Origin of the sequence: Micromonospora sp. SH-82, from assembly GCF_051132485.1 — a bacterium.
Classification (GTDB): Bacteria; Actinomycetota; Actinomycetes; order Mycobacteriales; family Micromonosporaceae; genus Micromonospora.
The window spans coordinates 6006105-6026975 of record NZ_CP148049.1 but is presented as its reverse complement, the minus strand read 5'-3'; the positions used below and the strand labels follow the sequence as shown (position 1 = coordinate 6026975).

General features: G+C 72.8%; 18 protein-coding genes. 15 read left to right on the top strand and 3 right to left on the bottom strand.

Features of this window, described 5'->3' with window-relative positions; all coding sequences use genetic code 11:
• Window positions 1-108 precede the first annotated feature (108 nt).
• The 8 genes from WHN02_RS26475 (at window position 109) to WHN02_RS26440 (ending at window position 9927) form a co-directional block, all read left to right on the top strand.
• Window positions 109-2094 (top strand): TIGR03960 family B12-binding radical SAM protein, encoded by a 1986-nt coding sequence (locus WHN02_RS26475; RefSeq protein ID WP_434741344.1) that lies wholly within the window; start codon window positions 109-111, stop codon window positions 2092-2094.
• A gap of 205 nt (window positions 2095-2299) precedes the next feature.
• The gene (locus WHN02_RS26470; RefSeq protein ID WP_434744084.1) at window positions 2300-2995 is read left to right on the top strand and encodes a TIGR03936 family radical SAM-associated protein; all 696 of its coding nucleotides are present in this window, start codon (window positions 2300-2302) and stop codon (window positions 2993-2995) included.
• A 130-nt stretch (window positions 2996-3125) separates the two neighbouring features.
• Window positions 3126-6392 carry an Rne/Rng family ribonuclease gene (locus tag WHN02_RS26465; protein ID WP_434741343.1) on the top strand — a complete coding sequence of 1089 codons (3267 nt, stop codon included), beginning with the start codon at window positions 3126-3128 and terminating at the stop codon, window positions 6390-6392.
• 114 nt (window positions 6393-6506) lie between these two features.
• Window positions 6507-6974, top strand: a complete 468-nt coding sequence (locus WHN02_RS26460; protein ID WP_434741342.1) for a hypothetical protein — start codon at window positions 6507-6509, stop codon at window positions 6972-6974.
• A 220-nt stretch (window positions 6975-7194) separates the two neighbouring features.
• Window positions 7195-7509, top strand: coding sequence for a 50S ribosomal protein L21 (rplU, locus tag WHN02_RS26455; protein ID WP_350898950.1), 315 nt, complete (start codon window positions 7195-7197; stop codon window positions 7507-7509).
• An 11-nt stretch (window positions 7510-7520) separates the two neighbouring features.
• Window positions 7521-7778 carry a 50S ribosomal protein L27 gene (rpmA, locus tag WHN02_RS26450; protein ID WP_350898952.1) on the top strand — a complete coding sequence of 86 codons (258 nt, stop codon included), beginning with the start codon at window positions 7521-7523 and terminating at the stop codon, window positions 7776-7778.
• A gap of 127 nt (window positions 7779-7905) precedes the next feature.
• Window positions 7906-9375 (top strand): GTPase ObgE, encoded by a 1470-nt coding sequence (gene obgE / locus WHN02_RS26445; protein WP_434741341.1) that lies wholly within the window; start codon window positions 7906-7908, stop codon window positions 9373-9375.
• A 102-nt stretch (window positions 9376-9477) separates the two neighbouring features.
• Window positions 9478-9927, top strand: coding sequence for a GNAT family N-acetyltransferase (locus WHN02_RS26440; protein ID WP_434741340.1), 450 nt, complete (start codon window positions 9478-9480; stop codon window positions 9925-9927).
• A 51-nt stretch (window positions 9928-9978) separates the two neighbouring features.
• Here WHN02_RS26440 and WHN02_RS26435 read toward each other — a convergent pair whose 3' ends face one another.
• The 3 genes from WHN02_RS26435 to WHN02_RS26425 form a co-directional block, all read right to left on the bottom strand.
• On the bottom strand, window positions 9979-10470 hold the full coding sequence (locus tag WHN02_RS26435) for a DUF4383 domain-containing protein (RefSeq protein WP_434741339.1): 492 nt from the start codon (window positions 10468-10470) through the stop codon (window positions 9979-9981).
• A 5-nt stretch (window positions 10471-10475) separates the two neighbouring features.
• A complete protein-coding gene (locus WHN02_RS26430; protein WP_434741338.1) occupies window positions 10476-11786 on the bottom strand; it encodes a cytochrome P450 in 1311 nt (436 codons plus the stop codon).
• Between the two features lie 102 nt (window positions 11787-11888).
• Entirely contained in the window at window positions 11889-12107 is a 219-nt protein-coding gene (locus WHN02_RS26425; protein ID WP_434741337.1) for a DUF397 domain-containing protein, read from the bottom strand.
• A 66-nt stretch (window positions 12108-12173) separates the two neighbouring features.
• Here WHN02_RS26425 and pepN point away from each other — a divergent pair, with 66 nt between their 5' ends.
• The 7 genes from pepN (at window position 12174) to WHN02_RS26390 (ending at window position 20858) form a co-directional block, all read left to right on the top strand.
• Window positions 12174-14693 carry an aminopeptidase N gene (gene pepN / locus WHN02_RS26420; RefSeq protein WP_434741336.1) on the top strand — a complete coding sequence of 840 codons (2520 nt, stop codon included), beginning with the start codon at window positions 12174-12176 and terminating at the stop codon, window positions 14691-14693.
• A 92-nt stretch (window positions 14694-14785) separates the two neighbouring features.
• Window positions 14786-15385: a nicotinate-nucleotide adenylyltransferase gene (gene nadD, locus WHN02_RS26415; protein ID WP_434741335.1), complete on the top strand. Its 600-nt coding sequence runs from the start codon at window positions 14786-14788 to the stop codon at window positions 15383-15385.
• A 106-nt stretch (window positions 15386-15491) separates the two neighbouring features.
• On the top strand, window positions 15492-15899 hold the full coding sequence (rsfS, locus tag WHN02_RS26410; protein WP_434741334.1) for a ribosome silencing factor: 408 nt from the start codon (window positions 15492-15494) through the stop codon (window positions 15897-15899).
• On the top strand, window positions 15896-16531 hold the full coding sequence (locus WHN02_RS26405) for a histidine phosphatase family protein (protein WP_434741333.1): 636 nt from the start codon (window positions 15896-15898) through the stop codon (window positions 16529-16531). The genes rsfS and WHN02_RS26405 overlap by 4 nt, the downstream gene beginning before the upstream one ends.
• 81 nt (window positions 16532-16612) lie before the next feature.
• Window positions 16613-17506: a DegV family protein gene (locus WHN02_RS26400; protein ID WP_434741332.1), complete on the top strand. Its 894-nt coding sequence runs from the start codon at window positions 16613-16615 to the stop codon at window positions 17504-17506.
• Between the two features lie 104 nt (window positions 17507-17610).
• On the top strand, window positions 17611-18492 hold the full coding sequence (locus tag WHN02_RS26395) for a helix-hairpin-helix domain-containing protein (protein ID WP_434741331.1): 882 nt from the start codon (window positions 17611-17613) through the stop codon (window positions 18490-18492).
• Window positions 18489-20858 (top strand): ComEC/Rec2 family competence protein, encoded by a 2370-nt coding sequence (locus tag WHN02_RS26390; RefSeq protein WP_434741330.1) that lies wholly within the window; start codon window positions 18489-18491, stop codon window positions 20856-20858. Before WHN02_RS26395 ends, WHN02_RS26390 begins: the two co-directional genes overlap by 4 nt.
• The last annotated feature ends 13 nt before the right edge of the window (window positions 20859-20871 follow it).

Here is a 20871-nt window from a genome sequence, read left to right as displayed (position 1 = left end):
ATCCGACCGGCCCGCCGACGCCGGTCAGGGTCGCAGTCGGTGCCTCACCCGTCACGGGTCAGCGGTGCGGCGTGATGCCCGGTGGGTGGGCGCGTACCCTTGGGGTCCATGAGCGTCCCGTCGACCACGCCGCGCCCTGTCGCGACGAACTCCGTCTGGCCCCGTCTGGAGCCGCTGCTGCCCCAGGTGACCAAGCCCATCCAGTACGTCGGTGGCGAGTTGGGTGCGGTGGTCAAGGGCTGGGACGAGGCGACCGTCCGGTGGGCGTTGATGTATCCCGACGCCTACGAGGTGGGGCTGCCCAACCAGGGCGTGCAGATCCTCTACGAGGTGCTCAACGAGCTGCCCGACGTGCTGGCCGAGCGGACGTACGCGGTCTGGCCGGACCTGGAGGCGTTGATGCGCGCCCACGGGGTTCCGCAGTTCACCGTTGACGCGCACCGTTCGGTGCGGGACTTCGACGTGTTCGGTGTCTCGTTCGCCACGGAGCTGGGCTACACCAACCTGCTCACCGCCATCGACCTGGCCGGCGTACCGCTGCTGGCGGTCGACCGGACCGACGCCGACCCGGTGATCGTGGCCGGTGGGCACGCGGCGTTCAACCCGGAGCCGATCGCCGACTTCGTCGACGCCGCAGTCCTCGGTGACGGCGAGGAGGCGGTGCTGGAGATCACCGCGATCGTCCGGGAGTGGAAGGCGGAGGGGTCCCCGGGTGGCCGGGACGAGCTGCTGTTGCGGCTGGCCCGCACCGAGAGCGTCTACGTGCCCCGCTTCTACGACGTCGACTACCTCCCGGACGGCCGGATCCAGCGGGTGGTGCCGAACCGGGCGGACGTGCCGTTCCGGGTGCACAAGCGCACGACCATGGACCTGGACGCCTGGCCGTACCCGAAGAAGCCCCTGGTGCCGCTCGCCGAGACGGTGCACGAGCGGTACGCGGTGGAGATCTTCCGGGGCTGCACCCGGGGGTGCCGGTTCTGCCAGGCGGGCATGATCACCCGTCCGGTACGGGAGCGGTCGATCACCACCGTGGGCCAGATGGTGCAGCAGGGGCTGGAGTTCTCCGGCTTCCACGAGGTGGGCCTGCTGTCGTTGTCCTCGGCCGACCACTCCGAGATCGGTGACATGTGCTCGGGCCTGGCCCAGCAGTACGAGGGGACCAACGTCTCGCTGTCGTTGCCCTCGACCCGGGTGGACGCGTTCAACATCGACCTGGCCCAGGAGTTGTCCCGCAACGGTCGACGGACCGGCCTGACCTTCGCCCCGGAGGGCGGGTCGGAGCGGATCCGGCGTGTGATCAACAAGATGGTCTCGAAGGAGGACCTGATCCGGACGGTGGTCACCGCGTACACCAACGGATGGCGGCAGGTGAAGCTCTACTTCATGTGCGGCCTGCCCAGCGAGACCGACGAGGACGTCCTCGAGATCGCCGAGATGGCACACGAGGTGATCCGGGCCGGTCGGGCGGCGACCGGGTCGAAGGACATCCGCTGCACCGTCTCGATCGGCGGGTTCGTGCCGAAGCCGCACACCCCGTTCCAGTGGGCCCCGATGGACCGGCCGGAGGTGATCGACGGTCGACTCAGGCTGCTCAAGCAGGCGATCAACGCCGACCGGTCGCTGGGCCGGGCGATCGGCTTCAGGTACCACGACGGTGAGCCGTCCCTGATCGAGGGCCTGCTGTCGCGGGGGGACCGCCGGGTCGGGGCGGTCATCCGCCGGGTCTGGGAGAACGGCGGCCGGTTCGACGGCTGGAGCGAGCACTTCTCGTTCCGGCGGTGGGCCGACGCCGCCGACGAGGTGCTGCCCACCTTCGGCGTGGACCTGGACTGGTACACCACCCGGGAGCGGGAGGAACTGGAGGTCCTGCCCTGGGACCACCTGGACTCCGGCCTGGACAAGGACTGGCTCTGGCAGGACTGGCAGGACGCCATGAGCGAGTACGAGCAGGACGACTGCCGGTGGACCCCGTGTTTCGACTGCGGCGTCTGCCCGTCGATGGACACCGAGATCCAGATCGGCCCGACCGGCCAGAAGCTGTTGCCGCTGACCCCGGTCGACGGCAACGGTATGAAGGTTCCCAGTCACCCCTGACATCACCCACCAGCCACCGTCCCGTACCCCTCGCGGTCGGTCTTCGGGTGTGTGCGTCGGGCCGACGCGTGCGCCGACGCCGCCCGTGACGACCGGTGTGACGGGCCGAACGAGGAGCACGACGATCAGCAGGAAACCACAACCGGAGGGCGGCCAGGCACCGGTCGTCCAGAAGGTCCGGATCCGGTACGCCAAGCGGGGGCCGCTGCGCTTCACCTCGCACCGTGACTTCGCCCGGGCCTTCGAGCGGTCCCTGCGCCGGGCGGGTGTGCCGATCGCCTACTCCCAGGGGTTCACCCCGCACCCCAAGATCTCGTACGCGAGCGCGGCCCCCACGGGTGTGGCCAGCGAGGCCGAGTACCTGGAGATCGGACTCCGGGCGCCGGTGGAGCCGGAGGCGTTGTGTCGGGCGCTCGACGCGGCGCTCTCGCCGGGGCTCGACGTCCTGGAGGCCGTGGTGGCCGGCGGGGGCAGTCTTGCCGATCGGATCGAGGCGTCGCACTGGCGGATCGAGTTGCCGGGTGTCGACCCGCAGGTGTTGGAGAAGGCGGTGGCCGCCTTCACCGCCGCCGACGAGGTGCTGGTCGAGCGGATGACCAAGCAGGGACGCCGGACGTTCGACGCCCGGGGTGCGGTGATTCGGATGGATACGGCGGGTCCGGTGGCGACGCCTTCCGTGGACGCGGCCGTACCGTGTGCGATACTCGAACTGGTCGTACGGCAGGTCACCCCCTCCGTCCGACCCGATGACGTCCTTAGCGGCCTCCGCGTGGTGGCCGACCTGGAGCCGCCGGTGTCACCACGGGTGACCCGCCTGGCGCAGGGCACGCTGACCGCGCAGGGTGCGATCGTGGATCCGTTGGAAGCGGACCGCGACAGGGCAACCATCGGCGAGCACTGACCGACGGTCGGAGCTCGATGTAGGCAGACTTCGGCGGTCGTGCACGTTGCGCGCTCGCGGAAAACTTTTGCGGCGACCCTGCGTGGCAGCGCTCACCCGCGCCCGGGGTAGCCAGAACTGGAGAACGTCCATGCTCGAGAACGAGCCCGAGGGCAGCGAACGGACCGGTTCGGAGCCGGCCGACGAGCTCGCCGACGACCCCACCACCGACACCACCGACGGTTCCGCCGAGGCGGCCGTCCCGGCCGACGACGGTGACCCGTCGGGTGAAGCGGAGACCGAGAGTCGGACCCTGACCGGTGCGGCGGAGATCGGTGCACCGAGCGCCGCCGACGAACCCGCCCCACCCCGACGGACGCGGGCCACCCGACGCCGGGCCACCCCGGTCAGTCCGGCGGAGCAGACCGACGCCCCGGTGGAGGCCTCCACCGGGACCGGGTCACCCAGCGGCGAGTCCCCCCAGGCGGAGGTGTTCGCCCCGGTCACCGGTGACCTGGAGTCGATGCCGAAGACCCCGCGCCGCCGCCGCAAGACCACCACGACCCAGAAGGCCACCGAGGAGCCGCTGGTCGCCACCGGGGCGGAGGAGGCCTCCGCGGAGGTCGTACCGCCGGTGAAGGTGACCCGTACCCGTCGGAAGAAGGCCGCGGCGCCGGCCGAGACGCCGCCCGACCTGGACGTGACGCAGACCGGCACCGCATCGACCGAGCCGGCCGCCGCCCTCGCGCCGTCCGACGAGCCGTCGACCGTCGAGCAGCCCGTCGGCGAGACGCCGACCGAGGTGTCGACGGCCGAGCAGACCACCGGCGAGACGCCGGCCGAGGCGACCGCTGCGGTGACCCGGCCCCGGACCCGTCGGACGCGCACCACCGGCGCACAGAGCCGGGCCGGTGAGGTTTCCCCGGGCGCCGACGTCGCAGCCCCGGCCGAGGCGGCCCCCGCCGCCGTCGACGTGCCGACCGCTACCGGCCCCGCCGAGCCGCCGGCACCGGCCGGGGAGGCCGTGCCGCCGACCGGGACCGTCGAAGCAACACCCGAGCCCGAGCCGCGGGCCCGTCGACGCCGGGCCGCGCTCTCCGCCCCCACCGTCCTGTTCATGGCCCCGCAGCCGGAGGAGGTCCCCCCGCCGCGGGTGGTCGAACAGCCGCCGACGCCGGTCGAGCCGACGCCGGTCGCCGAGGAACCGGCCGAGCCGACCCGTCGCCGTCGCCGGGGTCGTCGTGACACCGAGCCTGCCGAGGCCGTGGAGACCGCCGAGGTCGTCGAGGAGCCGACCGAGGAGGAGTCCGAGGAGACCGACGAGGACGAGGACTTCGACGAGTCCGCCTCCGGTCGGCGTCGGCGTCGGCGTGGACGCCGGGGTCGGGGCCGGGGCAAGGGCGGGGCCGACGACAACGAGGACGAGGACTCCGACGAGCCGGCCCAGGCCGAGTCCACGGAGTCCACCGAGTCCGACGCCGAGGAGGGCGACGACGAGGAGGAGGACGGTGGCGACGGGCTGACCCGGCGCCGTCGTCGCCGTCGTCGCCGGGGCTCCGGCGAGGCGGAGGGGGTCAGCGACGACGGTGTGCCGACCGTGGTCAAGATCCGCGAGCCCCGCAAGGCCGTCGACGAGGTGCAGGGGGTCTCCGGATCCACCCGGCTGGAGGCCAAGCGCCAGCGTCGCCGGGACGGCCGGGAACAGCGCCGGACCCGTCCACCGATCCTGAGCGAGTCGGAGTTCCTGGCCCGCCGCGAGGCGGTGGACCGGCAGATGGCGGTACGCCAGCGCGGTGACCGGACCCAGATCGCCGTCCTGGAGGACGGGGTCCTGGTCGAGCACTACGTCACCCGGAACTCCTCCGGCACCATGGCCGGCAACGTCTACCTGGGCAAGGTGCAGAACGTCCTGCCCAGCATGGAGGCGGCCTTCGTCGACATCGGCCGGGGGCGCAACGCCGTCCTGTACGCCGGTGAGGTGAACTGGGACACCACCGGTCTGGAGGGTCGGGCCCGCTCGATCGAGCAGGCGCTGCGCTCCGGCGACTCGGTGCTGGTGCAGGTCACCAAGGACCCGATCGGGCACAAGGGTGCCCGGCTGACCAGCCACGTCGCGCTCTCCGGTCGGCACCTGGTCTACGTGCCGAACGGCAACGCCTCCGGGATCAGCCGCAAGCTGCCGGACACCGAGCGCAAGCGGCTGCGGGACGCGCTCAAGAAGCTGGTTCCCGACGGTGCCGGGGTGATCGTCCGTACCGCCGCCGAGGGGGCGAGCGAGGACGAGCTGGCCCGCGACGTCAAGCGCCTCCAGGCCCAGTGGGAGGACATCCAGGCCAAGGCGACCGAGGGCGGTGCCCCGGTGCTGCTGTACGAGGAGCCCGACCTGGTCATCCGGGTGGTCCGGGACCTGTTCAACGAGGACTTCCGTGAGCTGGTCATCGAGGGCGACGAGGCGTACGGCATGGTCGAGTCGTACCTGTCGCACGTCTCGCCGGACCTGGTGACGCGGCTGCGCCGGCACGCCGGGACGACCGACGTCTTCGCCGAGTACCGCATCGACGAGCAGATTCTCAAGGGGCTCGACCGCAAGGTCTTCCTGCCCTCCGGCGGTCACCTGGTGATCGACCGGACCGAGGCGATGACCGTCGTCGACGTCAACACCGGCAAGTACACCGGTGCGGGCGGCAACCTGGAGGAGACGGTCACCCGCAACAACCTGGAGGCCGCCGAGGAGATCGTCCGTCAGCTGCGGCTGCGGGACATCGGTGGCATCGTGGTGATCGACTTCATCGACATGGTCCTGGAGTCCAACCGCGAGCTGGTGCTGCGCCGGCTCACCGAGTGCCTGGGCCGGGACCGGACCAAGCACCAGGTCACCGAGATCACCTCGCTCGGGCTGGTCCAGATGACCCGTAAGCGGATCGGCGCGGGGCTGCTGGAGGCGTTCAGCGAGACCTGCGAGTGCTGCAAGGGCCGGGGCCTGATCATGCACACCGAGCCGGTGCCGGAGAAGCCCCGCTCGGGTGGGGGCGGCGGTGGTGGCGAACGCGACCGGGTGAAGGCCGTCGCGTCGACCGTCACCACCCCGGCCGAGTCGACGGGTGGTGGCTCGTCCCGCCGCAAGGGTCGGCGGGGTGCCCAGTCGGAGCGGACCGTGGTCGAGGTGGCCGAGCCCGCCGAGACGACCGAGGCCGTCGGCACCGACGCCGGGTACCACGACACCATGGGGTACGACCTGTCCCGCTACGAGACGGAGACCCCGGCGGCCGTCGACGTCGCGGACGCCCAGACCGGCGAGTCGGCCCGGCTCGCCGCCCCTGACGACCCGGACGCGCTCGGCGACGGCGAGGTCGAGTCGGACGGCAACGGTCGGCGTCGGTCGCGCCGGGGCGGCACCCGGCGGCGTACCCGCCCGTGACCGACGGTCGAAGATCGTGACAGGGCCCCTTCTCCGCTACCGCGGGGGAGGGGCCCTGTCGTATCGTCCAACCCCGTCCACCGGCCTGACCGGTCACCCCGGCTAGGAGAACTCATGCGTCGCCTGATCGCCACCACCGTTGCGCCCCTCGTCCTGCTCGCCGTGGCCGGCTGCACCGACTCCGGTTCCGGCCCGCCGGACTCCGCCGGTGCCTCCCCGGCCGCCCCGGCGGCGAGCCTGCCGTCGGTGGGAGCCAGCGCCTCCGAGGTCTGCACGGCCGCTCAGCGGGCCGGGTCGTCGGCGGTGCAGACGTACGTCGACGAGCTGGGCCTGATGATGGCCGCGACCGGTGCCGACGACACCTCCGGGGCGCAGGCCGCCCGGCAGCGGGCCGAGGAGGCCCTGACCGGCTGGCGGACCACGTTGCGGGAGCTGTCCACCAGGGCGACCGATCCGCCGCTGAAGACCCTGCTCACCGACATGGCCGACGAGGTCGAGGCGAAGGGTGCCGACGTCGACGAGCTGGACGAGACCGAGCTGGACCGGCTCCAGCAGCGCCTGGATCAGCTCTGCCGCAAGTAGGGCGGCCGGGCCGGAAACCGGCCGGGCCGAGCGCCGATCCGGGCCGCCGGGCCGACCAGGGGGTGGGCGGTTTGGGTGTCCGGCCACCGATGGCGTAGGCTATCTTGCGGCGCACTTTGGTGTGCCGAGTTCTCGCTGCCCGGGCCGCCGTGCCCACACCACCGGCGTGCCGTGGCGGGAACGACCGCCAGCAGCCTCAACGACAGGGAGTCCGCCTCCGATGTACGCGATCGTCAAGACCGGCGGCAAGCAGTACAAGGTCGCCGAGGGCGACGTGATCGAGGTCGAGAAGCTCGTCGGTGCCCCCGGCGACGCGGTGCAGCTCACCGCGGTGCTCCTCGTCGACGGTGACGACCTGGTGACCGACGCGACCAAGCTTGCCGAGGTCGCGGTGTCCGGCGAGATCGCGGCCCACACCAAGGGCCCGAAGATCCGGATCCACAAGTTCAAGAACAAGACCGGCTACCACAAGCGCCAGGGTCACCGCCAGCCGTTGACCCAGGTCAAGGTGACCGGCATCTCCAGCGGGAAGTAGGTCGTCCTCAGATGGCTCACAAAAAGGGTGCGTCCAGCTCGCGTAACGGCCGTGACTCAGCGGCTCAGCGGCTCGGCGTGAAGCGCTTCGGTGGTCAGGTGGTCAGCGCGGGTGAGATCCTCATCCGGCAGCGGGGCACCAAGTTCCACCCCGGTGACCTGGTCGGCCGTGGCGGCGACGACACGCTCTTCGCGCTGGCGCCGGGCTCGGTCCTGTTCGGTACCAAGCGCGGTCGCAAGACCGTCAGCATCGTACCGGCGCAGCAGTAGTTTTCCGGCGAAGCGGGCCGCGGACCTGGGGTCCCGGCCCGCTTCGGCATTTCCGGCGGTACGGCGGACTCCTCTGACCGGGCCGGTTCGCGCACGTGGGGCCTGACCCCGAGGAGAGGATTGCGACGTGACGACGTTCGTTGACCGGGTCGTCCTGCACCTGCAGGCCGGCGACGGCGGGCACGGTTGTGTCTCGGTCCACCGGGAGAAGTTCAAGCCCTTCGGCGGCCCGGACGGGGGCAACGGCGGGCACGGTGGCAGCGTCTCCCTCGTGGTCGACCCGCAGGTGCACACGCTGCTCGACTTCCACTTCAGGCCGCACGTCAAGGCCGAGAACGGCAAGGGTGGCGCGGGCTCGAACCGGGACGGCGGCAACGGCCGGGACCTGGTCATCAAGGTTCCCAACGGCACCGTGGTCCAGACCGCCGACGGGACCGTCCTGGCCGACCTGGTCGGCGTCGGCACCACCATCGAGGTGGCCCGGGGTGGCCGGGGTGGCCGGGGCAACGCCTCGCTCGCCAACGCCCGGCGCAAGGCACCCGGCTTCGCCGAACTGGGCGAGCCCGGGGACCGGCTCGACGTGGTGTTGGAGCTCAAGAGCGTCGCCGACGTGGGGCTCGTCGGGTTCCCGTCCGCCGGCAAGTCGTCGCTGATCTCCGTTCTGTCGGCGGCCAAGCCGAAGATCGCCGACTACCCGTTCACCACGCTGGTCCCCAACCTCGGGGTGGTCCGGATGGACAACCACACCTTCACCGTCGCCGACGTGCCGGGGCTGATCCCCGGTGCGGCCACCGGCAAGGGGCTGGGGTTGGAGTTCCTGCGGCACATCGAGCGGTGCGCGGTGCTGGTGCACGTGATCGACACCGCCACCCTGGAGCCCGGTCGGGACCCGGTCGCCGACATCGACGCCATCGAGGCCGAACTCGCCGAGTACGGCGGGCTCGACGACCGCCCCCGCCTGGTCGCCCTGAACAAGATCGACGTGCCGGACGGGCGGGACCTGGCCGACATCGTCCGACCCGACCTGGCCGCCCGTGGCCTGAAGATCTTCGAGGTATCCGCCGCCACCCGCGAAGGGCTCAAGGAGCTGACGTACGCGATGGCCGAACTGGTGGAGCAGTTCCGGTCGGCGACCCCGGTGGAGGAGCCGACCCGGATCGTGATCCGGCCCAGGGCGGTCGACGACGCCGGGTTCACCATCGAGGCCCAGGCGGACGGGTCGTTCACCGTACGGGGTGACCGGCCGGAGCGCTGGGTGCGGCAGACCATGTTCGACAACGACGAGGCGGTCGGATACCTGGCCGACCGGCTGGCCCGGCTCGGGGTGGAGGACCAGCTCAAGAAGGCCGGTGCCGAACCGGGCGACCTGGTCCGGATCGGGGACCGGGAGTTCGACTGGCAGCCGACGCTCTTCGCCGGCGAGGAGTTCGTGCCCGGCAACCGGGGCACCGACCGTCGACTGGAGGAGCAGCCGACCCGGCAGTCGGCAGCGGAGCGGTTGGCAGCCCGCAAGGCCCGTCGGCAGCGCCCCGCCGACGAGGCGGAGCCGACCGGGGACCCGGACGCGGAACCGACGTCTGACGACGACGGAGAGTGATCAACAAGCCGGTCGGGTGCGACCCCGGGTGGACCATTCGTCGCCGTTATGGGGACGGATGCCGGAAACCTTCGCGAAATCCACGCCACCTACCGTGACCGAATGCTGATCGAGTCCCGCCCCGCCACCGACCCGGAGATCCTGGCACTGGTCACCGCCCAGCAGTACGAGCTGCGAGTCGCCGACGGCGGGTTGGACGGCCAGGTCACTGTGACCCGTGACGACATCGACTACCTGGTCGCCGTGGTCGGTGGGCGGGTGGTCGCCTGCGGCGGGATCCAGCGGCTCGACGCGGTGACCGGGGAGCTGAAGCGGATGTACGTCCGACCGGCGTACCGGGGCCGGGGCGTGGCCCGGGCGCTGCTGGTCGCGGTGGAGGAACTGGCCTTCGGTCGGGGCTACCAGACCCTCTGCCTGGAGACCGGGACGTACCTGCCGGCAGCGATCGGGCTCTACACCTCCTGCGGGTACGAGCCGATCCCGGTCTACGGCGAGTACGTCGACAACCCGTACAGCGTCTGCTTCGCCAAGCGCCTGCCGGTGGCGGCCTGACAGCAGGCGGGGCGTCTGCGGTCGGGGGTGTGGTTCGGCCGTCGGCTGCCGTCAGGGGCGGTCGAGGGGCCGGTCGAGCGTCCCCCCGGTGGCACCGGCTCCGGCGGAGAGCAGCAGCCCCAGTAGCACCATGCCCAGGCCGAGCCCGAGGTGCAGGAAGTTGTCGGCACCGTTGACCGGCAGGAAGTTCGCCGGCTGGTCCGCGTCGTGCTCCACCACCAGCCCGTACAGCCAGAGCAGCAGGTAGACGGCACCACCGGCGGTCAGGTACACCCGGGATCCGGCCACGGTACGGGCGAACAACAGCCCCACCAGCCCGAAGACCAGGTGCACCGCGTTGTGCAGGATCGACACCTGGAACACCCCGAGCAGCTTCGCCCCGGACTCGTGCCCGGCGAAGGTCATCTCGTCGTACCCGGTGGTGACGCCGGGCACGAAGCCGAGGATGCCGACGAGCACGAAGACCCCGGCCACCGTGACGGCGGCGGCCCGAATCCGGGACCGACCCACTGTCGGGGAGTGCCCGCGCCTACCCCGCCCCATCGACGTCACCTCCGCGATCCATCCTGAACCTCGTCGACGTCGGGCGCAGAGGAACGGCGAACACGGGGCGTGCCGGTACCCCGTACGCCGGTGAGCACGAAGCCGCTCGGCGGCAGGGTCGGTACCCGGCGCAGGTTCACCCTCAGGTTCTGCGGCGGTACGTCGTACCGGATGGCCTCGGTCAGGGTGGTCACCGCCCGCTTCATCAGCTCGATGGTGATCCACTCACCGGCGCACCGGTGTCCGGCGAGGTGCTCCCCGCCGCCCTGGGCGACGAACGCGTACCTGTCGCCTCGCCAGTTGGCGAACCGGTCGGGTCGGAACCGGTCCGGCTCCGACCACAGATCCGGGTGGTGGTTCGTGCCGTACAGGTCGAGCAGGACCCGCCGACCCCGGGGGAAGTGGTAGCCCTGCCAGTCGAAGTCACGCCGGACCCGGGCGGCCACCACCGGGAAGAAGGGGTAGAAGCGGCGTACCTCCTGGACGAAGCACTCGGTGGCCTCCTCGCTCTCCCGGACCCGCTGCCGCCACTGCGGGTTCTCGTGCAGGGCGAGGGCCGCGAAGACGACGTACCGGTCCACCGCCACCGTGGGGCGCAGGAGGTTGAGCAGTTCGACGGCGGCGATCCGGCGGGGCAACAGGCGTCCGTGCCGGTCGCGGTGCGCGGCGACGGCGGCCAGGGCGCTGCCCGGCGGTGCCGGCAGCGCCCCGGTGCGGGTCCGCTCGACGACGTCGGCGAGCCACCGTTCGGCCCGGCGGCGGGCGACCAGGCCGCGCCAGTGCCGGGGTCCGAGCGCCGCCGGGGCGGCGATCATCGCGTGCAGGTCGGCGGTACGCCGGTCCACGGCCGACGGGGCCAGGGGGACGCCCACCCAGGCGTGGACCGCCCGGGTGAGCATCCGTGCCACCTCGTCGCGCAGCACCACCCGTCGGGTGCGTTCCCAGACCGGGATCCGGGCCTGCCACTCGTCGTCGAAGAGCTGACCCAGGTGCCGGAGCGCGGACGGGGTCATCAACGACATGAACATCGCCTTGCGGTTGCGGTGGGCCGGGCCGTCCAGCCCCTGCACCCCGCCGACGCCCAGCAGGGTCCGTTGGCCGCGTCTCGGGGTGGCACCGTGCCGCTCGAACCGGTCGGTGTCGTAGAACAACACGGCACCGGGGCGCCCGCGCAGGCAGATGGTCCGCTCCAGCAGCAACCGGGTCTGGAACACGTCGCTGCCGATCCGCTCGCAGCGGTCGCCGATGAACCGGTATCCCTCACGGAGGAACGCGAGGCTGCTCTCCGGGCTGGGATCCGCCGGGATCATGGCCATCCGATCCTCCTGACGCGCGGGTGACCGGAGTTCCGGCCGGCCGAGCGGCTCGGCCGCGGGGGTCTACCCCGGTCCGGGCCGGGCAATCCCCTTCGCGGTGATTCAGTCCAGGTCGAACTCGCCGTCCTGTGCCCCGGCGACGAAGGCGTCCCACTCGGCCTGGGTGAAGACCAGCACCGGGCCCTCCGGCTCGGCCGAGTTGCGCATCCCGATCAGGTCGTCGACGAAGGCCACCTCGACCGCGCTGTCGGAGTTGTCCCCCTCGGCGCGCTGCCAGACCGCCCGGGAGAGGTCGAAATCGCCCTTGGGGTGGTGACTCATCGTTCGTCCTCCATCATGAAGCGTGATGGGGAACGCGTTCGGTTCCCCATCGGGCAGGATAAGCGGATGTCGAGCCTGACCCGTGTAGAGGCGACCGCGCGTGGCGCGTTGATTACCGTCACGTCCTACCAGGTGGACATCGACCTCACCGGGGACGGGGACCGGTTCCGGTCCCGGGTGACCATCCGGTTCCGGGCGCGACCGCAGGCCGAGACCTTCGTCGAGGTCCGGCCCGCGAGACTGCTGACGGTACGCCTCAACGACACCGACCTCGATCCGGCGACGTTGACCGACAACCGGCTGCCCCTGCCCGGCCTGCAGGTCGAGAACACGCTCACCGTCGAGGCGGAGATGGCGTACTCGAACACCGGCGAGGGGATGCACCGGTTCGTCGATCCGGCCGACGGTGAGACGTACCTCTACGCGATGTCCTTCCTCGACGAGGTGCAGCGCATCTTCGCCGCCTTCGACCAGCCCGACCTCAAGGCACCTGTCACCCTGTCGGTCACCGCCCCGCCGAACTGGACCGTCGCGGCGAACGGGGCGCTCGCCGCCAACCCGTCCCCCGGGCGGTGGGAGTTCGCCCCGACCGAGCCGATCGCCACGTACCTGTTCTCCCTGGTGGCCGGGGCCTGGCACGTCCGGCGGGACAGCCACGACGGGATCCCCCTGGCGGTCTACTGCCGGCGTTCGCTCGCCGGGTACCTGGACGCCGACCTCGACGAGGTCCTCACCGTGACCCGGCAGTGCCTGGACCGGTTCCACCAGCTCTTCGCCGAGCGCTACCCGTTCGGCAAGTACGACCAGGCGTTCGTACCCGAGTTCAACGCCGGGGCCATGGAGAACCCGGGGCTGGTCACCTTCCGCGACGACTACGTGTTCCGGTCGGTGGTGACCGAGGCGGAGCGGGAACGCCGGGCGACCACGATCGCGCACGAGATGGCCCACATGTGGTTCGGTGACCTGGTCACCATGCGGTGGTGGGACGACCTGTGGCTGAACGAGTCGTTCGCCGAGTACCTCGGGACCCGGGTCACCGCCGAGGCGACCCGGTTCGACAGGGCCTGGACCACCTTCGCCCTGCGGCGCAAGGCCTGGGGTTACGCGGCCGACCAGCGCCCCTCCACCCATCCGGTGGCCCCGCAGGAGGTGACCGACGCGGCCGAGGGACTGCTCAACTTCGACGGCATCTCGTACGCCAAGGGCGCGGCCGTCCTGCGGCAACTGGTGGCCTGGCTCGGCGACGACGCCTTCCTCGCCGGGCTGAACGCGCACTTCGCGGCCCACCGCTTCGGCAACGCCACCCTCACCGACCTGCTGGCCAGCCTCGGTGGGGCGAGCGGGCGGGACCTGACCGGCTGGGCCGAGGTGTGGCTGCGTCGGGCGCAGGTCAACACCGTACGGGCCGTGGTCGCAGTGGACTCCGGGGGCCGGTACGTCGGGGCGAAGCTGGTGCAGACCGCCCCCGCCTCCCATCCGGTGCTGCGTCCGCACCGGATCCGGGTCGGTCGGCACCACGCCGACGGCACCGTGATCCAGGACGAACTGGATCTCGACCCGGCGGTCGACGGTGGGGAGACGGTCCTCACCGGCCTGGTCGGTGCCCCTGCGCCCCGGCTCCTGCTGCCCAACGACGGGGACCTCACCTTCGCCAAGGTCAGGCTCGACCCGGCCTCGGTGGACGCCCTGCCGTCGGTCCTGCCCACGCTGGCCGACCCGCTGAGCCGGGCGGTGGTGTGGGGGGCGGTGCTCGACGGGGTGATCGACGGCGAACTCCCCGTCGCCGACCTGGTCCGGCTGGTCGAGGTGGCGTTGCCCGCCGAGACGGAGGTGGCGATCGTCGAGGACGTCCTGAGGCTCGGTCGTTCGCTGCTGGACCGCCATCTGGAGCCCGACGCCCGGGACGCGGCGTCGGCGGTGACGGCGGGCACCTGCGAACGGATCATGTCGGACGCCCCGCCCGGCGGGTCCGTCCAGTTGGCCGCCGCGCACGGACTGATCGCCGTCGGCACCGACGCGGACCTGCTGGCCGGTTGGCTGGCCGGGCGGCAGGTGCCGGCGGGGCTGACCGTCGACGCGGAGCTGCGTTGGGCGGTGCTGCGTCGGCTGGTGGTCCTCGGCGCGGCGGGGGCGACCGAGATCGACCGGGAGGCGGCGGCCGATCCGAGCGCCAACGGTGCCGAGTGGGCGGCCCGGTGCCGGGCCACGCTGCCCGAGGTGGCGGCGAAGGAGACGGCGTGGGAGATCATCACCCGGGACACCGATCGGTCCAACCGTCTCGTGGAGGCCGCCGCCAAGGGTTTCTGGGCCCCCGAGCAGGCGGACCTGACCTCGGTCTACGTCGAGCGGTACTTCACCGACATGCCGGCTGCGGCGCGGCGGCGTACCCCGTGGGTGGCCGAGGAGGTCGCCCACCTCGCCTATCCCCGCTACGCGGTGGCGCAGAGCACCAGGGAGTCGGCCGCGGCGCTGCTGGCCCGCGACGACCTGACCCCCGGTCTGCGCCGGGTGGTGGTCGACGAGGACGACGACCTGCGCCGGGCGCTGCTGGCCCGGACCGCGTCGGCAACGATCGTGGCCGTCTGACGGGGGACCCTCGGGTGGGGCGCGGGTCACCGCGGGTGGCCGGTCCGGGTGCCCGGGGTCGGTACGCCGGACACGGCGCCTACGATCATCGGGTGGCGGAACACAACCGACGAGTCGGGATCATGGGCGGCACCTTCGACCCGATCCACCACGGTCACCTGGTGGCGGCCAGTGAGGTGGCGAACCGGTTCGGGCTCGACGAGGTGGTGTTCGTGCCCACCGGGCAGCCCTGGCAGAAGGCGGACACCCCGGTCAGTCCGGCCGAGGACCGGTACCTGATGACGGTGATCGCCACCGCCTCGAACCCGGACTTCCGGGTCAGCCGGGTCGACGTCGACCGGGACGGGCCGACGTACACCGTCGACACCCTGCGGGACCTCCAGGCCGAGTACGGGCCGGACGCCCAGTTGTTCTTCATCACCGGGGCGGACGCGTTGGGGCGGATCCTGTCCTGGAAGAACCTCTCGGAGATCTTCGAGCTGGCCCATTTCATCGGGGTGACCCGGCCCGGTTTCCAGCTCACCGACGACCACCTGCCGGCCGACACGGTCAGCCTGGTCCAGGTGCCCGCGATGGCCATCTCGTCGACCGACTGCCGCGCTCGGGTCACCCGGGGCGAACCGGTGTGGTACCTGGTCCCGGACGGTGTGGTGCAGTACATCGCCAAACGGGGCCTGTACCAGGAGAAATAGCTGCCCGTACGGGGCCTTCGCCCCGATATGTGGGTAAATCGGGCGCGTCGGTACGGCGCGGCGTGTGAGACGCTTGAAGCCTCGCACGGTTGATCGAAGGAGAACGGTGACAGTTTCCGAACGCGCTCACGAGCTGGCGATCGCCGCCGCCCAGGCCGCTGCCGACAAGAAGGCGCAGGACATCGTCATCATCGACGTGGGCGACCAGCTCGCCATCACCGACGCGTTCGTGCTCGCCGCCGCACCGAACGAGCGTCAGGTGCAGGCGATCGTCGACGCGATCGAGGAGCGCCTGCTCGGCCTGCCGGAGAAGGCCAAGCCGGTCCGGCGCGAGGGCGAGCGGGGCGGACGGTGGGTCCTCCTCGACTACGTCGACATCGTGGTGCACGTCCAGCACACCGAGGAGCGCGAGTTCTACGCCCTCGACCGGCTCTGGAAGGACTGCCCGACCATCCCGTTCGTCGACCGCGACCTGGTCGACGCGGAGGCGTCCGGCACCACCACCGGCGAATGACCCGGCTGATCGTCTGGCGGCACGGCAACACCGAGTGGAACGCCGCCGGACGGGTCCAGGGGCAGACCGACGTACCCCTCAACGACCGGGGCCGCGACCAGGCCCGCGCGGCTGCCCCGCTGCTCGCCGCGCTGCGCCCGGACGCCATCGTCTCCAGCGACCTCACCCGCGCCGCCGACACCGCCGCCGCCCTCGCCGCCCTCACCGGCCTGCCGGTTCGCGCCGACGCCCGGCTGCGCGAGCGGTGCTTCGGCCGGTGGCAGGGGCTGCTCCTGAGCGAGCTGGCCGAACACCACCCCGACGGGTACGCCCGTTGGCGGGCCGCCGACCCCGACCCCGACCCGGGGGCCGAGGTGGAGAGCCTCGACGACCTCGGCGCACGGGTCGGCGCGGCGCTCCGGGAGGCGGCCGACGCGGTGCCCGGCGGCACGATCGTGGTGGCCACCCACGGTGCCGCCGCCCGGCAGGGTTGTGGTCACCTGCTCGGCTGGGACCACGTGGTGCTCCGGGCGATGGGCTCCCTGCAGAACTGCCACTGGAGCGAGCTGCGTCGAAACGACCTGCGGGGGTGGCACCTGCGGGCCCACAACGTCGGGTCGGTCAACGCGACGGTCCCCGCCGAAGCCGTCTGAGTCGAGAAGTCGCGGCCGGCCCCCTCCGCCCGGGTCGGCCGCCCCCGGCGGGCCGTCGCCGCATCGACTAGCGTGCCGGTCATGCCCGTCGCGGTCGTCACCGACTCCACCGCCTGCCTCCCGCCCGAACTGGTCGAGGCCCACCGGATCACCGTCGTGCCGCTGACCGTGGTGCTCAACGGCGCCGAAGGGCTGGAGGGCGTCGAGACGTTCCCCGCCGACGCGGTCCGGGCACTCAGCGCCCGCCGGGTGTCGGTCAGCACCTCCCGGCCGTCGCCGGACCAGTTCGCCCGGGTCTACCGGGACCTGCTCGACGCCGGGGCGGACGCGGTGGTGTCGCTGCACCTGTCGGCCGGGCTCTCCGGCACCGTCGAGGCGGCCCGGCTCGCCGCCGCCGAGGTGGACCCGGACCGGGTCGTCGTGGCCGACTGTCGCTCCACCGGCATGGGCCTGGGCTTCCCGGTGCTGGCCGCCGCCGTCGCCGCCGAGAGGGGCGCCGACCCGACCGGGGTACGCCGGGCCGCCCTGGACACCGTCCAGCGGACCACCAGCTTCTTCTACGTCGACACCCTGGAGTTCCTCCGCCGGGGCGGGCGGATCAACGCCGCCGAGGCGCTGCTGGGCACCGCCCTGTCGGTGAAACCGATCATGCACCTCGTCGACGGGACGATCGCGGTCCGGGACAAGGTGCGTACCGGCAGCCGGGGGGTGACCCGACTCGTCGAGTTGGTGGCCGAGGCGGCCGGCGACGACGACGTGGACGTCGCCGTGCAGCACCTCGCCGCCGCACACCGGGCCGAGGTGCTGCTCGACGCGCTCAGGGTCCGCCTCGGCGACCGGGTGCGGCATGCGTACCTCGGTGAGGCGGGGGCGGTGCTCGCCGCGCACGCCGGACCGGGGATGGTCGGGGTGGCGGTCCTTCGGCTGGCGGCACCGACCGACGAGGCGGCTGAACTGCCCGTACCCGAGCCCTAGCACAGAACCGGCATGATCAGGCGGTTGTCCACAGCCGCCCGTTCGTCCACAGCCGACGACCGTCCGGTCCCCGGAATCCGCAGGGGGAACCTAGCGTCGCCGGCGTGACCGACGACGAGGACACGCGTACGCACCGGCGCCTGTGGCGACTGTTCGATCCGGTACGGGAGCCGTCGGATCCACCGGGCCACCACCGTCGGTTCCCCGACACCCGGCGGTGGGAGGTGGACTTTCCGGCGGCACCGGTGCCCGGGCCGGCGACGCGTCAGCCAGCCGACGAGCGGGGCGATCCGGACTCCGACGAACCGCCGCCGGTGCCGCCCGTTGCGCGGCTGCCCGGACCGGACGCCTTCGACCCGGGCCGACGCGGCGTGCGTGCGCTGGCCGTCGTCGCCGTCCTGGTGGTGCTCGGCGCCGGGTTCTGGACCTGGCGGTCCCGCCCGCAGGCCGAGCCGGTGCAGCCGGTGGTGAGCGCGGCGGTGCCCGAGGAGTCCCAGGTGGGCGCAGCGGAGGGGACGCCGGCCGGTGAACTGGTCGTCGCCGTCGCGGGCAAGGTACGCCGTCCCGGCCTGGTCCGGGTGCCCGCCGGGTCCCGGGTCGCCGACGTGGTGTCGGCGGCCGGTGGCGCCCTGCCGGGGGTGGACCTGTCCCTGCTCAACCCGGCTCGCAAGGTCACCGACGGGGAACTGCTCCTGGTCGGGGTCGTCCCGTCCCCGGGCCAGCCGGTGCCACCGGGGGTCGCCGGTCAGCCCGGCGGTGCCGCCCTGCCCGGCGGGGCGGTCGGCGCGCCCGGCGCTCCGGTCAACCTGAACACCGCCACCCTCGCCGAACTCGACGCGTTGCCCGGGGTCGGTCCGGTGCTCGCCCAGCGGATCCTCGCCCACCGAGAGCAGCAGGGCGGGTTCCGTTCGGTCGGTGACCTGCGTCAGGTCGACGGGATCGGGGACGCCCGGTACGAGCAGCTCAAGGAACTGGTGACGGTATGAGCGGCCCGGCCGATCCGGCGGCACCGGACCTGCGGCTGGCCGGACTGGCGGTGGCCGCCTGGCTGACCGCCCTGGCCGGGCTCCACCTCACCGCGACGACGATGCTGCTCGTCGCCGGGGCGGCGGCGGGGCTGGCCACCGTCACCGCGCTGCACCTCACCGGGTTCCTGGGGCGGCCGGGTCGGTCGCTGCGCCGGTACGGGTGGATCACCGTCGGCGTCCTGCTCGGCGTGCTCTGTGGGGCGACCGCCACCGCCGCCCGACTCGGGGTACGCGACGCCGAGGCGATCCGGTCCCTGGTCGACGAGCGTGCCAGGGTCACAGTCGAGCTGACCGTCCGCGACGATCCCCGTCCGGTCCGCAGCGTCCCCGGACGGCCGGTGACCCTGCTGGTGGCGGCCGATCTCGTCACGTTGACCGGCCCGGACGACAGGCGGGTGAGGGCGGCGGCCCGGCTGGTGCTGCTGGTCCCCGAGGACGGATGGCGAGGGTTGCTGCCGGGGCAGCGGGTGACCGCCGAGGGGAGGCTGGCCGAACCCCGGGGTGGCGACCTGACGGCGGCGGTGGTGATGGTGACCGGGCCGCCCCAGCGGGCACACGGGCCGCCCCCGTGGTTGCAACGCGCCGCCGGTGTCCTGCGGGCCGGGCTGCAACGGGCCTGTGAGCCGTTGCCGGACGAGCCGGGTGGGCTGTTGCCCGGCCTGGTGGTCGGGGACACCAGCCGGTTGCTGCCCACTGTCGAGGAGGACTTCCGCGCCACCGGCATGACCCACCTGAACGCGGTCTCCGGTTCCAACGTGGCGATCGTCGTCGGTGCGGTGCTGTTGCTGGCCCGGTGGAGCCGGGCCGGTCCGGTCCTGGCCACCGGGCTCTGCGCGGTCGCCCTGATCGGCTTCGTGATACTGGTCCGCCCCTCGCCGAGCGTGGTCCGCGCCGCCACGATGGGGGCGATCGGGCTGGCCGCGCTCGCCGCGGGACGGCCCCGGGCGGCGTTGCCCGCACTGGCGGCGGCGGTGACGGTCCTGGTGGTGGTCGATCCCGAGCTGGCCGGGGACGCCGGGTTCGCGCTCTCCGTGCTGGCCACCGGCGGGCTTCTGCTGCTCGCCCCGCGGTGGCGGGACGGGTTGCGTCGTCGGGGGGTGCCGGGCGGGCTGGCCGAGGCGCTGGCGGTGCCGGCGGCGGCGCAGTTGGCCTGCGGGCCGGTGGTGGCCGGACTGTCCGGCACGGTGAGCCTGGTGGCCGTGCCGGCGAACCTGCTCGTGGTGCCGGCCATCGCACCGGCCACCGTCCTCGGGGTGGTGGCCGCGATCGTGTCCCCGGTCTGGCCGGCCGGGGCGCAGTTCGCCGCCGGGCTGGCCGGTTGGCCCGCCTGGTGGATGGTGGTGGTGGCCCGGTACGGGGCACGCCTGCCCGGCGGGAACCTGCCCTGGCTCGGCGGGCCGGCCGGGGGCCTGCTCCTGGCGGTCCTGACGGTGGCCCTGCTGGTCGCCCTCCGGCGGCCGGTACTGCGTCGACTGGTGGCGGTGTCGACGGTGGCGGTGGTGGTGGGCACCCTGCCGGTCCGGCTGGTGCCCGGTGGGTGGCCCCCGCCGGGCTGGGTGGTGGTGGCCTGCGAGGTGGGGCAGGGGGATGCCCTGGTGTTGCCGGTCGCCCCCGGGCAGGCGGTGGTGGTCGACGCCGGCCCGGATCCCCGGGCGGTGGACGACTGTCTGCGCCGACTCGGCGTACGGGAGGTGGCCCTGCTGGTCGTCAGTCACTTCCACGTCGACCACACCGCAGGAGTCGGCGGGGTCTTCCGCAACCGCCGGGTCCACGCCGTCCGTACCCCGGCGTGGCCGGAGCCGGCGTCGGGTCGGGAACTGGTCCGGGCGGCGGTGGGCGGGGTGGGGATGCAACCGGCGACAGCGGGTTGGACCTGGCGGGCCGGGGCGGTGGAGCTGACGGTGGTCGGTCCGCCGTACCCGATGCGCGGCACCCGGTCGGACCCGAACAACAACTCGGTGGTCCTGCGGGCCGTGGTGGCCGGGGTGAGCATCCTGCTGGTCGGGGACGCCGAGACCGAGGTGCAGCGGGCCCTCCTGGAGCGTCCACCGCCGGGCGGGCTCCGGGCCGACGTGTTGAAGGTCGCCCACCACGGCTCGGCCTACCAGGAACCGGCCTTCCTGGACGCCGTCGACCCGAGGGTGGCGCTGGTGCCGGTGGGGGCGGGCAACGACTACGGCCATCCCAGCCCGGTGGTGCTCACCCGGCTCGGGCGGGGTGGGGCCCGAGTGATGCGGACCGACACCGACGGGGATGTGGCGGTGGTGGGGCGGGGCGGGATGTCGGTGGTGGCGCGGGGACCGGACACCCGGGAGCAGTCATGACTTGCGGGCTTTA

What these genes read in the sequence shown, in the direction of transcription:
- WHN02_RS26475 (WP_434741344.1), top strand. Translation starts at nt 109, where the DNA reads ATGAGCGTCCCGTCGACCACGCCGCGCCCTGTCGCGACGAACTCCGTC.
- WHN02_RS26460 (WP_434741342.1), top strand. Translation starts at nt 6,507, where the DNA reads ATGCGTCGCCTGATCGCCACCACCGTTGCGCCCCTCGTCCTGCTCGCC.
- WHN02_RS26465 (WP_434741343.1), top strand. Translation starts at nt 3,126, where the DNA reads ATGCTCGAGAACGAGCCCGAGGGCAGCGAACGGACCGGTTCGGAGCCG.
- rplU (WP_350898950.1), top strand. Translation starts at nt 7,195, where the DNA reads ATGTACGCGATCGTCAAGACCGGCGGCAAGCAGTACAAGGTCGCCGAG.
- WHN02_RS26400 (WP_434741332.1), top strand. Translation starts at nt 16,613, where the DNA reads ATGCCCGTCGCGGTCGTCACCGACTCCACCGCCTGCCTCCCGCCCGAA.
- WHN02_RS26435 (WP_434741339.1), bottom strand. Translation starts at nt 10,470, where the DNA reads ATGGGGCGGGGTAGGCGCGGGCACTCCCCGACAGTGGGTCGGTCCCGG.
- WHN02_RS26440 (WP_434741340.1), top strand. Translation starts at nt 9,478, where the DNA reads ATGCTGATCGAGTCCCGCCCCGCCACCGACCCGGAGATCCTGGCACTG.
- pepN (WP_434741336.1), top strand. Translation starts at nt 12,174, where the DNA reads ATGTCGAGCCTGACCCGTGTAGAGGCGACCGCGCGTGGCGCGTTGATT.
- rpmA (WP_350898952.1), top strand. Translation starts at nt 7,521, where the DNA reads ATGGCTCACAAAAAGGGTGCGTCCAGCTCGCGTAACGGCCGTGACTCA.
- WHN02_RS26425 (WP_434741337.1), bottom strand. Translation starts at nt 12,107, where the DNA reads ATGAGTCACCACCCCAAGGGCGATTTCGACCTCTCCCGGGCGGTCTGG.
- WHN02_RS26430 (WP_434741338.1), bottom strand. Translation starts at nt 11,786, where the DNA reads ATGGCCATGATCCCGGCGGATCCCAGCCCGGAGAGCAGCCTCGCGTTC.
- WHN02_RS26390 (WP_434741330.1), top strand. Translation starts at nt 18,489, where the DNA reads ATGAGCGGCCCGGCCGATCCGGCGGCACCGGACCTGCGGCTGGCCGGA.
- WHN02_RS26405 (WP_434741333.1), top strand. Translation starts at nt 15,896, where the DNA reads ATGACCCGGCTGATCGTCTGGCGGCACGGCAACACCGAGTGGAACGCC.